Here is a 13114-nt window from a genome sequence, read left to right as displayed (position 1 = left end):
GAACCTATCGCCCTTTTTGCACGGCGGGATCAACCCCTGAATGCCTCACTTCCCGTTGCGGAATGTTAGCCTCGACTATCAGGCGACATCGACAACCGAATTGTCGCCGTCGCTGTCGTGATCCGTCTCTTCGCTTTGGCGCGACTCTACCAATTCCAGTTTCGGTCCGGTTTCCGAGCGGCCGGCTTCGCCCATACCGACCTCTTTCTGGCCGGGCAGGTGAATCTTGAAGCTGGCGCCTTCATTGGGCTCGGATTCGAGCGTGATCCAGCCATCGTGCAACTCGACCAGGGCCTTGACGAGGGCAAGACCTAAGCCCGGTCCGCCGCGCTCGCGGCCAATATAGCGGTCAAAGATATGGGCCTGGACATGGTAGGGGATGCCGCGGCCGCTATAGGCCACTTCCAGCACCAGGTTGTCGCCATCCTTCTGCGCGTTCAGGGTGACGGCACCGCCGCTGCTGGCATTGCGAATGGCGTTGCCGAGCAGGTGTTCGAGGCACTGGGCCAGCCGTTTTGCGTCGACGCGAATCAGGCCCGACTCGATGACGCCGCTATAGTCGAAACCCACGCCGCGCGCCTTGAAGGCGTCGGAGAGGCGCAGGCCCACCTCGGCCACGATATCGAGCAGGCGCACATCGTCGCGGTGGATCGACATTTCACCGGCGTCGATCTGGGCCATGTCGAGCACATCATCGATCGAGCGCGCCAGTTCCTGCGCCGCCGATTGGATGGAATCGAGATAGGCCTTCTGTTTCGGATTTTCGTTGGTCTGCGCCTGCAACAGGTCGGCGTAACCGACAATGGTGGTCAGCGGTGTGCGCAATTCGTAACTGACATTGGCGACGAAATCGCGCTTCAGCCGCACCGATTCATTCAGCGCCTCATCGCGCGCCTCGATGGCGGTTTCCAGTTGCCGAGTGGCGGTGATGTCGGAAAAGGCGACCAAGGTGGCGCCATCGGGCAGGGGCTGAGTGCGCCATTGCGCCAGACGGCCGTCTGAAACCTTGACTTCACCCAGTTGCGGGGCGCGGGCCAGCGGATCGGTATCGGTGACGCGGGCCTTGAGTTCGCTCCAGAAGCCGCGGTCGTGCACCAGTGGCAGGCACAGTTCGGCCACCTGGCTGAAATCCATCACCGCCGTCATGTCTTCCGACGCGATATTCCAGAACCGGTCAAACGCCTGGTTGCGCAGGCGCAGGCGGCCGTCGCTGCCATAGACGGATACCGCGTCATTGAGCTGGTCAAGCGTCGATTTCTGCACCTGGATCAGGCTGTTGAACTGAGCTGTCAGTTTCAGTTCGCCGGTCTTGTCGGAAAACAGGATCAGCAGGCCGCCCAGCGGATGCGGCTGGCGGACAACACGCAACGACCGCCCGTCGGGCAGGCTCCACATCTCGTCGTCAGCCGTATGGGTCAGGCCGTAGAATTCCAGTTCACGGGTCTTGAACCCGCTGTAGTCGCCGGTTTCGGGCAGGCGGCGCTTCTGACGCAGGCGGTCCAGCCATTCACCGTGCGTCGGGCGCTCGGCCAGCCAGGCCGGCTCCAGATCCCACAGCTTCTCGAAGGCGCGATTATGGAAGGTGAGCTGTTTTTCCGGTCCGAAAATGGCGACGGCGTCTTCCAGCGCATCAAGAGTTTCGTCATGCGCCTTGGCGTGGCGTTTCAGGGCTTCGCGGCTTTCCTCGGCCTCGGTGACGTCAATGGCATAGGCGCAGACATAGGCTTCGTTAAGCGGTTCGGCGATCACTTGGAAGGCGCGTCTTTGTCCGCCGACCGTCAGCCAGCGGAAGCCCTCGCGGCGGGTATGCTGCTCCAGCGCCTCCATGACGAGGGCATCGGCATTGCGGTCGAACGACAGGCCCTTCTGCACCGCCTCTTCCAGGCTTGTGGCTTCGGCGGCTTTCAGCCAAGCGGCATTGGCCCAGACAATTCGGCCATCACGGGCGCAGATCCAGCAGGGCGCCGGCACGCGCTCGGCCATCTGGGCAAAGGGACCGGAGGCCAGCGACGCACGGGCGCCGGCGATCGCCAGCCGCAGCCAGGCGGTGGCGCCGGACGCGCGGCCCTCGACGATCAGGGTCAGGCCGGGTGTGGCGTTGCTGAGCTTGTTGGGAGGGGTTTCGGCGAAGACCTCGAAGCGGCAGGCCGTGCCTTCATTGATCAGTTGCTTCAGGCTTTCGGCCGCTTCGGGCGAGGTGTCGCCCAGCGCCTGCAAAACCTGCGGGGCGATGGCGGGAGAGGCGTCCAGATCTTTCAGGCCCAGCGCCTCGCCGCAATGGCGCAGGGTGTCTTCGCCCCAGACCAGACGGACGATATCGCCTTCGACCGCCAGGAAGGCTTCATCGAAGGCCGAGGTCGCCGAGTCGAGCTCGCGCAACATGCTGTCCTTGGCGGTCAGGTCGGCGGCGAGCAGATCACGGGTTTTGGTGAACAGGGTACGGTTGCGCAGGGCCAGCCAGGTGGTGGACAGGGCCAGGGCCAATCCGCCCGCGGCGGCGGTATAGGCGATAGAGGCAATAGCCATCAGGGCATCCATACGAATCACTGTTAACCGCACTATAGAGCAAGATGATTCGCCTGTAAAAAGCAGGGCTGGATGGGGTTTTTAACGAAGACGTTTTGTGACAAGATAAGAATAGGCGCGGGCGACGAAGGCCGCGCCGAGGGTGCTGGCCAGCAGGACATTCATTTGCCAGGATTGCGGCAGCAGGCACGCCGCCAGTATAATCACCAGGCCCGCCAGCATGAACAGCGGCCCCGCCAGGCGATGCGTCCTGTCCCAGACCCGCTCATCCGAAAGCGTCCAGGGTGTGCGCACACCCATGAAATAGTTGAAACGCGTCTTGGGCAGCAGATTGCCGATGATCAGCAATAGAAAACCGGTACCGAGCGATAGGATGGAAATGATATCCATCTGAACACCCAGGGCTTTCAGCACAACGACGATTTGGACGACGGCCAGGAAGGCAATGATGGCAAGCTGCGCGGCATCAAAAGCAGATTGGGACCGTTTCAGCGACGCGCCTTTTGGCGAGAGCGCAGGCAATATCCATAGCAGCAGACCGAGCACCAGCATCAGGGCCGGGCCGAACGCCAGGGCTACATCGCGCGGCATGTAACCGTTCGGCTGACCGTCCACGCCGAAGTGGGTGGCAATCGGGGCGTCCGGCAATTGGTATCGCGCCCACAGGCTGAAAATGATGACCGCCAGCCATAGACCCAGACTCAGAACCTGTTCACTCCTTAGCCGCATGTGCCGCTCCCTTTATATCAGCCTGCTCCGTCGGCGCGCCGATCTTGAAAGCGCTCATCAGGGCGAAGATGGCCTCTTCGAGCACCGAGGTATTCAGCCGGTAGATCAGGGTGGTGCCGTGGCGCGTCACATCGACCAGTTCCGCCGCCTTGAGCACATTGAGGTGACCGGAAAGGGTCGGTTTGGAAACATGGACCTGCTCGGCGATCTGCCCGGCCGACATTTCCGATGTCCGCAGCATTTCGAGGATATGGCGGCGGGTTGGGTCGGCCAGGGCCTTATAGACTTCGGACATGCGCCCTCCCATTTTGTTATTTTGTGAAATAGCGAAATAAATAAAATCCGTCAATGCGTACACGAAAAATTTGCCACAAAGTCGTATTAGGGTCTATCGTGCCTTCGGATCAAATCGTGAACATATAATGTCGCTTATCGCCTATCCCATCGCTGCCGACGCCCACGAGGCACTCAACCGCATAAAGGCGGGGGAGGCTTTGCGCGCCGTGCGTGAAAAGGAAGCGGAACTGGCGGCTAGGGCGCGGGTGGCTTTCGTTACAGAAGCCATTGGGCCGGTTTACGAGCGCCGCGACGAGGCGCTGGACGCCTATGCCGGCCTGGTTGAGGATGACCGCAAGGGGCGGATTTTCACACCGGCGGATACGGACCGTTTTTGCCGGCTGACGTGCCGCATTCTCAATACGAAGCGCGGCAAGCCGCAGCCCATGCAGCCGGTCTTCGCGGAAGGCCAGCGCTGGCCGGCAAAGCGCGAGCCCGTGGCGTCGGTATGGCAATTGTCCTTAAGTTACTGGAAGATCATGACGGTGGCGCAGGCTAAGGCGGCCGGTATTCCGCCGATTGGCCAGGCGCGTCACCTGCGCAAAAAGGCGACCGGCCGTGACCTGACGCCGGAAGAGATTGCGGCCTTATCGCAAGGCCCGCTGACGGCGGCGCGCCCGCAAAAGGCGCTCGATTTCGGACTGTTCGATTTTCCGCTGCCGGAAAACCCGGCCATTATTATTGCTGATGAGTGAGATTCAGCGCTGGAGCTTTCGCAACTGGCCGGCGCTGAACTCCATCGTCCAGTCATCGGGCAGCACCTTGAGCAGGGCGGCGGCGGCCTTGTTGGGCGCGCCGGGTACGCAGGCGGCGCGGTTGGCCTCGGCGGCGACATAGCCTTCACGCGCCACCTCGTCGGCGCCCATCCACGCCCATTCCGGAATGGCCTTGCTCAGTTTGGACGCGCCCACGGCGTCATGAAATTCCGTATAGGTGAAACCGGGGCACAGCGCCGTGACATGGACGCCGTGATCGCGCATCTCCAGATGCAGGCTCTGCGAGAAGCGCGTGAGGAAGGTCTTGATCGGGCCGTAGAGCGGATCGCCCGGTGAGGCCGGAAGGAAACCGGCCAGCGAAGCCACATTGATGATACGGCCGAATTTCTGCTCCACCATGCCAGGGGCGAAACGATGAATAAGCTCAACAGGCGCCGTCATCATGACCTGCATCAGTGTCTGGTGATTTTCCAACGCATTGCCGATAAAGCCGCCGGTCAGTCCGTAGCCGGCATTATTGACCAGGCCATCGACCGTGCGGCCAAGCGCCAGCAGACTTTTTTGCAAGGCTTCCGGCGTGGCGGGGTCGGCGAGATCAGCGGGCAGGGCATGAGCCTCGACACCGAAGCGCAGGCGAATTTCCTCCACCAGTTTTTCCAGACGATCAGCGCGCCGGGCGGTTACCGCCACGTCCCAGCCGTGCGCCGCATAGGTGCGGGCAAAGGCCAGGCCAATACCGGAAGAGGCGCCCGTGATCAGGACAAGACGGCGTGCCAAATCAGTCCCTCACTCAAGCCGGAACTTCGACCGGCAGTTCCGCCGTGTGTTTCAGCAGGTCGGCCACGGTAAAGGTGGCCAGGCTCTGCGCGGCGGCGATATTGGCGGCCGTCATGGCCTCATTGACGGCCTTCGGTATGGCCTGGCTGACCGGGCAGCCCTCGGCGCCCAGTGGCGCGGAGCCCAGGTGCGCACAGCCATTCACCGCTTTCAGAACCTCGTCCAGCTTGATCTGCTCCGGCCGTTTCAACAGCCAGGCCCCGCCGGAAACGCCGGAACAGGTGGCCAGCAGGCCGGCTTTCGCCAGTTGCGTGGTCATGCGGCGGATAACGACCGGATTGGTGGGGATTGAGGCGGCGAGCACAGACGAAGATACCGCCTGTTCACGGGAATAGGCGTTGCGGTGGGCCAGATAGGCCAGCGTGTGGGCGGCCACGGGAAATCTTTGACTATCAGACATTTGCCTAGCATTTATACGCTGATTTCCGCCGTCTTGATAGGGGGATTAACGCCCGTGCCCCCGATAGATGCGAGAATCGAGATTGAATGTGGTAATAAATAGGCGTAAGAGCGCGCAGTTCAAGCGAGGGCCTCCCAAAGTGACCTTGTGTCAGCTTGCCATACCGGCGCCCTCAGGAGCGTATGCATGATCGGGGATACCCCTCCTGAACCCCAGGCGTCTGCCACGGGGCCGGATACAGGTGCGGCCGCGGCTGCCGATACCACTAAAACCAACGCACAATCAGACTCCGTTCCGGAGGGCAGCGGCGAGGCCGAGGCCGTATCCAGCCATGGCCATGGCAGCGAAGGCTTCTGGGCGCTGGCGGTCGGTTCAATCGGCGTCGTCTTTGGTGATATCGGCACCAGTCCGCTTTATGCCATGCGTGAAGCCCTGTTCCATACCCGCGAAGGCACCAATGCCGAACTGGCGGTCAAGGGCGTGATCTCGCTCGTCTTCTGGGCCCTGGTCATGGTGGTGACGGTCAAATACGTCCTGTTCCTGATGAAGGCCGACAACAAGGGCGAAGGCGGCACCCTGGCCCTGATGGCCTTGACGCAAAAGGCGCTCGGTAAATTTTCCCCTACCGTCTTCTTCCTCGGCATCTGCGGCGCGGCGCTTTTCTATGGTGATGGCATCATCACCCCGGCGGTTTCAGTACTCGGCGCCGTTGAAGGGCTTAAGGACGCGCCCGGCCTCGGCGGGCAGATGCATCACCTGATCGTGCCGATATCGGCGGTCATTCTCATCGCCCTGTTCATGGTCCAATCCAAGGGCACGGCCAAGGTGGCCGGCCTGTTCGGGCCCATCACCGTGGTCTGGTTCCTGTGTCTCGGCGGTCTCGGCCTTTATCATATCTTCGATCAGCCGGGCATACTGGTGGCGCTTATGCCGCAATATGGCATCGAGTTCCTGTTCGCCAACGGCTTTGTCGGTTTCGTGATCCTGGGCTCGGTCTTCCTGGCCGTCACCGGCGCGGAGGCGCTCTATGCCGATATGGGCCATTTCGGCAAGAAGCCGATCCAGAGTTCCTGGCTGTTCTTTGTCCTGCCGTGCCTGACGCTGAACTATCTCGGCCAGGGCGCACTGACCCTGGCCGATCCGTCGGCACGGGAAAACCCCTTCTGGCGCATGGTGCCGGAAGTCGCCTACTGGCCCGTCTTCGCCCTGGCCACTATGGCCACGGTCATCGCCTCGCAGGCCGTCATCACCGGCGCTTTCTCGATCACCCAGCAGGGCGTTCAGCTCGGTCTCCTGCCGCGCATCGATATCAAGCGCACGAGCGAAACCCAGGCCGGCCAGATTTTCGTGCCGCAGATCAATACCATGCTGATGGTGGGCGTGCTGGTCCTGCTGTTCGCTTTCCGCTCCACCGACCGCCTGACCTCGATGTACGGCATCGCCGTCACCGGCGCCATGATGGTCGATACCCTTCTGGCCTATGTTTTCCTGCGCCATGTCTGGAAATGGAAGCGCTGGCAGGCCTGGGCGCTCATCGCGCCGGTCGGCCTGCTCGACATTGTGTTCTTCGGTTCCAACCTGCTGAAAATTCCGCAGGGCGCCTGGCTGCCCCTGCTGCTGGCCAGCCTGCTGGTGCTGATCATGCTGACCTGGGCCACCGGCACCCGTACCCTGACTGAAAAATCGCGCCGCGACAGTGTGGCCCTGCTCGACCTGGTCGATATGCTGAAAAAGCGACCGCCGCACCGCGTGGCCGGCACCGCCATCTTCCTGACCTCTGATTCCGACCTGGCGCCGGTGGCGCTGATGCACAATCTTAAGCACAACAAGATTCTGCATGAGAAGAATATCATTCTGACGGTCAAGACGATCGGCGTACCGCGCGTGCCGGAAGATAAGCGCGTCACCATCGAGATCATCAATGATGACTTCAAAAAGGTGACGCTGAACTACGGTTTCATGGAAAGCCCGAACCTGCCGCGGGCGCTTGGCCTCTGCCGCAAGCTGGGCCTGAAGTTCGATATCATGGCGACCTCCTTCTTTGTCGGCAAGCGGTCGGTGGTGCCTTCTGCCAATTCCGGTATGCCCCTGTGGCAGGACAAGCTGTTCATCTTCCTGATGAAAAATGCCACCAACCCGACCGAGTTCTTCCACATTCCGCCGGGCCGCGTGGTCGAACTGGGGACCCAGGTCACAGTTTAAGAGCCTCCGGCGGCAAGGGCCGCAGGCCCTTGACCCGCAACTTGTTCGTGCGCTTATATCGCTCACAGGTGCGGGAAAATACCTTAGATGTTTGGATTTAGGTGGAAATGCCGCATTTGCGGAAAAAAGCACGACAGCGTGCCGAATTGTTTTGGCATAGAAGCCCCTTGGCGCGCTTTTGTGCCGGACGACGAATTTGATCGCCGGGTTAAGTTATCCAAAGATCAATGCGTTATAGATGAAGCATATTTCTTCATTCGTGGGCATATTGAATTACCTATTAAAGGAACGCCGAATTCGCTGGCATTTTCTGTCTGGTCGTCTCTCAGCGAGAAAAGCTTCTATCAAATGAGCGATCGTTGGGATGAAGCTGACCGAGCTGAAGACGCGGCCTATTTTGGCTGGCTTAGTAGTCCAATTTCGCCCTATCCAGATGTTCTGCGCCTGCCGCTTTCCGTGCAAACGCGCGAACCCGGACTGATCCCTCTTTTTACCATTACCCAATCTGATCATCCGTTGGCCATAGATCAAAGAAACGGAATCACCGTTCGGCGTTGGCATGAGATGGCCCTGGCTGTCATGAGTTAGTCGCACATTAAGTCTTGCATCCGGGGGGGTTAAACCTTAAAGCGCGCGTGACTGTTTTAACCCCTCCCGCCTTCTGTCTTTAGAAAGCCTGCGCCCATGTCCGCTTCCGATCAAAAGCCCGTCAAGAAAGTCGTCCTCGCCTATTCCGGCGGTCTCGATACCTCGATCATTCTGAAGTGGCTGCAAACCGAATACGGCGCCGAAGTCGTCACCTTCACCGCCGATCTCGGCCAGGGCGGCGAGATCGAGCCGGCACGCGCCAAGGCTTTGGCTGCCGGTGTGAAGCCGGAAAACATCTTTATCGAGGACGTGCGCGAAGAGTTCGTGAAGGATTATGTCTTCCCGATGTTCCGCGCCAATACGGTTTATGAAGGCCAGTACCTGCTCGGCACCTCGATCGCTCGCCCGCTGATCGCCAAGAAGCAGATCGAGATCGCCCGTAAAACCGGCGCCGATGCTGTTTCCCACGGCGCCACTGGCAAGGGCAATGATCAGGTCCGTTTTGAACTCGGCTATTATGGCCTGGAGCCGGATATCCGCGTCATCGCCCCGTGGCGCGAATGGGATTTCAAGAGCCGCGAGGCCCTGCTCGATTTCGCTGAAAAGCACCAGATTCAGATCGCCAAGGACAAGCGCGGCGATGCGCCCTTCTCGGTCGACGCCAACCTGCTGCACTCGTCGTCCGAAGGCAAGGTGCTGGAAGATCCGGCTGTTGAAGCGCCGGAATTCGTCTACCAGCGCACCATTTCGCCGGAAGCGGCGCCCGACAAGCCGACCGTCTTCACCATCGATTTCGAGCGCGGCGATCCGGTGGCGATCAATGGCGTGGCCCTGTCACCGGCGGCCCTGCTGACCAAACTGAATGAGCTGGGTCATGACAATGGTGTTGGCCGTCTCGACCTGGTTGAAAACCGCTTCGTCGGTATGAAGTCGCGCGGCGTTTACGAGACCCCCGGCGGCACCATCCTTTTAGCGGCGCACCGCGGCATTGAGTCGATCACGCTCGATCGCGGCGCCATGCACCTGAAGGACGAGCTGATGCCGAAATATGCGTCGCTGGTCTATAACGGTTTCTGGTTCTCGCCGGAGCGTGAAATGCTGCAGGCGGCGATCGACTATTCGCAAGCGAAGGTCACCGGCCGGGTCACGATCAAGCTCTACAAGGGCAATGTGACGATCACCGGCCGCGAGAGCCCCTATTCGCTGTACGATCAGGACCTGGTCACATTTGAAGAGGGCAAGGTGGCCTATGATCACCGCGACGCAGCCGGCTTCATCAAGCTCAATGCCCTGCGTCTGCGGGTCGCGGCGAAGCGGGATCGTCGCGGCTAACGAATGGGGCGTGGGGTCTGTGACCCCACAAACCTTGCCTTGTTCCAAAGAAAATCCCGGCCTTTTGGACCGGGATTTTTCTTTGGAAAGAGAGAAGACCTGGGGCCACAGGCCCCAGACCCCATAAGATTACCACATTGAATCCTTGCATCCATCTCGCTCATTTAGCCGCATGGGCGAAGGCTTCAATATTCTCATCAATCGCAAATCCGGCACGGTGCTCAATATGGGCGAACCGGTGGTAGAGGCCGCCATCACGGCCAGTGAAATCCCGGTGGCCGAACTGTGTATGTCCGAACCCGAGGACATGCAGACCAATCTCGAACGCCTGAGTAAAAGACCTGAGCGTCTGCTGATCGGCGGCGGCGACGGCACCATCCGCGAAACCGCCAAATATCTGGCCGCGCACAAAAAAGCCTTTGGTGTCTTGCCCTTCGGCACCATGAACCTGCTGGCCGTGGACCTGGGGCTTACCTCTTTAACGCAAGCGCTGGACGCCTATGCCGGAGGCACACGCGAGCAGACCATGGACGCCGGTTTCGTCAATGGCGAAATCTTCCTGTGCTGTGCCAGCATCGGCACCATGCCGCAGGCTTCGGTCTATCGGGAGGCGCGGCGCATGACCAACAAGTTCCTGCTGTTGCCGCAAATGTTCCTGTTCGTGGCAGACAATATGAAGCGCCATCGCCACGAACGTATCGTTCTGGAAGAAAATGGTGTGATGCGGAAATATCGCGCACCGGCGGTGGTGGTCTCCGTCAATCGCTTCGCCGACACGGAAGGGCTGACCGAGAGTAATTTCAAGCGAATTTCGCTTTCCGGCGGCGAACTGGCCGCTTATATATTCAGCACCAAATCGCCGACCGCCCATATCCGCCTGCTGTGGCGGCTGATCTTCGGTCACTGGCTGAAAGACCCCGACCTGATCGAACGCACCGCCCCGCACTTCAGGATCTGGAGCCAGCATCACAAGCCGCTGGTCTCGATCGATGGTGAAGTCATGAAACTGAAATCTCCATTGGCCTTTACCCTGAAACCCGATTTTGTTCACCTGCTGATGCCGGACGAACAGGTGCCGTCATGATGACGCGGCAATGGCTGGACGCGCGGATCAGGCGCTTGCCGGCGCCCTTCCGTCAGGAGTGGCGGGCACTTTTACTCTTCGGTCTTATCTTCGTGATTGCTGCCTGGCTGTGCTTCGAGGTCATCGAGGAGGTATTTCTCGAAAGTGCCGTATTCGCTCCCGATCAGGCGTTTTACGTCGCCCTGCAGAGCCTGCGGACACCCTGGCTGGACCGGGTTATGATCGCCATTACCGAACTCGGCGACACGCCCGTGGTGATCGCGGTGGCGGCCGTCGTGGCGCTGTGGCTTGTCCATGAACGCGCCTGGCACACCCTGACCTACTGGCTGATGGCCATCTGCGGCGGATCGCTGATCAATTCCGCCATCAAGCTCGGCCTGCATCGAGCCCGGCCCGGTGACATGCATTATGACGGCGTCAGCGTTTTTTCCTTTCCCAGCGGCCACTCCACAACAAACGCCGTGCTCTACGGCTTCCTGATCATCATTATGTCGCGCAAACTGCCTTTTCTGGCACGGATTCCGGTGGTTATAACGCTTGTATTGCTGGTGGGGGTGATCGCCTTTTCGCGGCTGTATCTGGGGGCGCACTGGCTGTCCGATGTCGCCGGCGGGCTGTTCTTCGGCTCCGGCTGGCTGGCCCTGCTGGGCCTCTTCTACATGTGGCGGCCGGCCGAACCGGTTGAACCCGTCAAATTGCTTCTGGTGGCGATGTCGGCGCTGATTTTGGCCGGCGGCTTGAATATCGGGCTTCATCACGGCACCGATATGACCCGCTATGCCGTGCAAAGAGGGTTCGCATGAAGATCGCCCACATTTCCGATCTGCATTTCGGCGCCCATGATCCCGCCGTGCTTGAGGCGCTGGTGGCGCACCTGATCGAGGCTGGTCCTCATCTGGTCATCGCCAGCGGGGATATCACCCAATCGGCGACCGAGGCTGAATTTGCCGCGGCGCGGGCGTTTTTCGATGCCCTGCCGATGGAGGTTTTCGTCATTCCCGGCAATCATGACCTGCCGGGCCTGGACCTGACGCGCTTCCTCAATCCGTTCGGGCGCTACAAACGGCATCTGATCGATGAGCTGAATCCGGAGCTTGCCGCAGGGCCAGTGCATATCAAGGGCATCAATACCGCCCGCCGCATCCTGCCGCACTGGAACTGGGCCAATGGCGCGGTAAGTGCAAAACAGCGCCGTGAGATTGCCCGGACCTTTGAAGCCGCAACCGCGCCCTGGCGCATTCTCGTCCTGCATCACCCGCTGATGAGCCCGAAGGAGTTTCCTCTGGATGTTGCCGTCTTCAACAAGCGGCCGCTGCTGGAAACCATATCCGAACAGCGCATCGATATCGTGCTGGCCGGTCACCAGCATCATGCCTATATCGAGACGCGCCAGGAGGAGGCGCACAAGACCCTGTTCGTCAGCGCCTCGACCGGCATGTCCACGCGCCTGCGCCGCCAGCCACAGGGCTTCAACCTGCTGGAATTTACCGATACGACCCTGCGCATCGACCAGTTGCGCTATGCAGATGGCCGCTTCACCACATTCGAGGCCCTGAGTCATACAAAGAGTCACACAAAACCGGCCGCTTCGGGATAGCGCAATAGGCCAGATATGCTATTGCCCCAGCATGGCTTTTCCGATCGATCCGCATACCTACTGGGCATTTTTCGTCACCATGTTCTTCATGGCCATAACGCCCGGCCCGGCTAACCTGTTCGCCATCCGCACCGGCCTTGGGCGACGCAAGAGCCATGTCATCGCCGCTGTGATCGGGCTGAACTGCGCTTCGCTGATCTGGTTCATCGCCTGTGCTTTCGGTTTGCAAATCCTGCTGACGGCCTTTCCGCTGCTATTCCAGATCGTTGCGGTTGCCGGCGGGCTCTATCTCGGCTGGATGGCTTTTAAAGGGTTCCGCGCGGCGCTCGATATCCGCAATGAAAACATTGCTTCCAGCCTGACGGCGGCACCGGACCCGAACAGGACCATGGCCGCTACCTTCAAGGATGGCTTCCTGGTTCAGCTGCTCAATCCCAAGGTGACCCTGTTCTTCACAGCCGTCCTGCCGCCGTTCGTCGATATTCACCGCGCCGTGCCGCCGCAGATGGTGGCCTTCGCCGCAACGGCCATCGGCATGGATACGGTCACCATGACCACCTATGGCCTGGCCGCCGTTACCCTGTCGCATACCCTGAGCGACCCCAGGAAGAAGCAGGTGTTCGATCTCGGTGTCTGCCTGATCCTGATGGCGATCGCCGCCCTGATCATCTGGCACGCCGGCATGGAGTTGCTGCGGCTGTAGCACAGGCTTATAAACGCATTACGGACGGCCTAATATTGCCACATTGACGGCACACTCTCGAAGG

13 protein-coding genes are annotated in these 13114 nt (G+C 60.3%); 8 read left to right on the top strand and 5 right to left on the bottom strand.

Translation table 11 applies throughout. The annotated features are described in order from the left end of the window. Positions 1-78: 78 nt before the first annotated feature. The 3 genes from BLO49_RS09015 to BLO49_RS09005 form a co-directional block, all read right to left on the bottom strand. A complete protein-coding gene (locus BLO49_RS09015) occupies positions 79-2526 on the bottom strand; it encodes a PAS domain-containing sensor histidine kinase (protein ID WP_090647419.1) in 2448 nt (815 codons plus the stop codon). 81 nt (positions 2527-2607) lie between these two features. Then, positions 2608-3255: an SdpI family protein gene (locus BLO49_RS09010; protein WP_090647246.1), complete on the bottom strand. Its 648-nt coding sequence runs from the start codon at positions 3253-3255 to the stop codon at positions 2608-2610. Continuing rightward, on the bottom strand, positions 3239-3550 hold the full coding sequence (locus BLO49_RS09005; protein ID WP_090647244.1) for an autorepressor SdpR family transcription factor: 312 nt from the start codon (positions 3548-3550) through the stop codon (positions 3239-3241). Before BLO49_RS09005 ends, BLO49_RS09010 begins: the two co-directional genes overlap by 17 nt. 127 nt (positions 3551-3677) lie before the next feature. Between BLO49_RS09005 and BLO49_RS09000 the strand changes: the two genes are divergently transcribed. Beyond that, positions 3678-4286, top strand: a complete 609-nt coding sequence (locus BLO49_RS09000; protein WP_090647241.1) for a hypothetical protein — start codon at positions 3678-3680, stop codon at positions 4284-4286. Positions 4287-4289: 3 nt separating this feature from the next. Here the strand turns inward: BLO49_RS09000 and BLO49_RS08995 are convergent, their stop codons facing one another. Next, positions 4290-5084, bottom strand: coding sequence for an SDR family NAD(P)-dependent oxidoreductase (locus tag BLO49_RS08995; RefSeq protein ID WP_090647238.1), 795 nt, complete (start codon positions 5082-5084; stop codon positions 4290-4292). A 13-nt stretch (positions 5085-5097) separates the two neighbouring features. Then, on the bottom strand, positions 5098-5544 hold the full coding sequence (locus BLO49_RS08990; RefSeq protein WP_090647236.1) for an Rrf2 family transcriptional regulator: 447 nt from the start codon (positions 5542-5544) through the stop codon (positions 5098-5100). Positions 5545-5730: 186 nt separating this feature from the next. On the opposite strand from BLO49_RS08990, the gene BLO49_RS08985 reads away from it, so the two are divergent. The 7 genes from BLO49_RS08985 to BLO49_RS08955 all read left to right on the top strand — a co-directional run bounded on the left by BLO49_RS08985 (position 5731) and on the right by BLO49_RS08955 (position 13050). Further along, positions 5731-7746: a potassium transporter Kup gene (locus tag BLO49_RS08985; protein WP_090647234.1), complete on the top strand. Its 2016-nt coding sequence runs from the start codon at positions 5731-5733 to the stop codon at positions 7744-7746. A gap of 87 nt (positions 7747-7833) precedes the next feature. Next, complete coding sequence (locus BLO49_RS08980) at positions 7834-8334, top strand: DUF2199 domain-containing protein (protein WP_090647231.1); 501 nt, start codon at positions 7834-7836, stop codon at positions 8332-8334. 96 nt (positions 8335-8430) lie between these two features. Next, positions 8431-9666, top strand: coding sequence for an argininosuccinate synthase (locus BLO49_RS08975; RefSeq protein ID WP_090647228.1), 1236 nt, complete (start codon positions 8431-8433; stop codon positions 9664-9666). 172 nt (positions 9667-9838) lie between these two features. Beyond that, positions 9839-10750 (top strand): diacylglycerol/lipid kinase family protein, encoded by a 912-nt coding sequence (locus tag BLO49_RS08970; protein WP_090647225.1) that lies wholly within the window; start codon positions 9839-9841, stop codon positions 10748-10750. Next, a complete protein-coding gene (locus tag BLO49_RS08965; RefSeq protein ID WP_090647222.1) occupies positions 10747-11553 on the top strand; it encodes a phosphatase PAP2 family protein in 807 nt (268 codons plus the stop codon). Before BLO49_RS08970 ends, BLO49_RS08965 begins: the two co-directional genes overlap by 4 nt. Beyond that, a complete protein-coding gene (locus tag BLO49_RS08960; protein WP_090647220.1) occupies positions 11550-12347 on the top strand; it encodes a metallophosphoesterase family protein in 798 nt (265 codons plus the stop codon). The genes BLO49_RS08965 and BLO49_RS08960 overlap by 4 nt, the downstream gene beginning before the upstream one ends. 31 nt (positions 12348-12378) lie before the next feature. Next, positions 12379-13050 (top strand): LysE family translocator, encoded by a 672-nt coding sequence (locus BLO49_RS08955; protein WP_090647217.1) that lies wholly within the window; start codon positions 12379-12381, stop codon positions 13048-13050. Positions 13051-13114 lie beyond the last annotated feature (64 nt).

Source organism: Asticcacaulis taihuensis, assembly GCF_900100255.1.
GTDB classification, from domain to species: domain Bacteria; phylum Pseudomonadota; class Alphaproteobacteria; order Caulobacterales; family Caulobacteraceae; genus Asticcacaulis; species Asticcacaulis taihuensis.
This window is presented reverse-complemented; position numbering and strand designations above follow the sequence as displayed.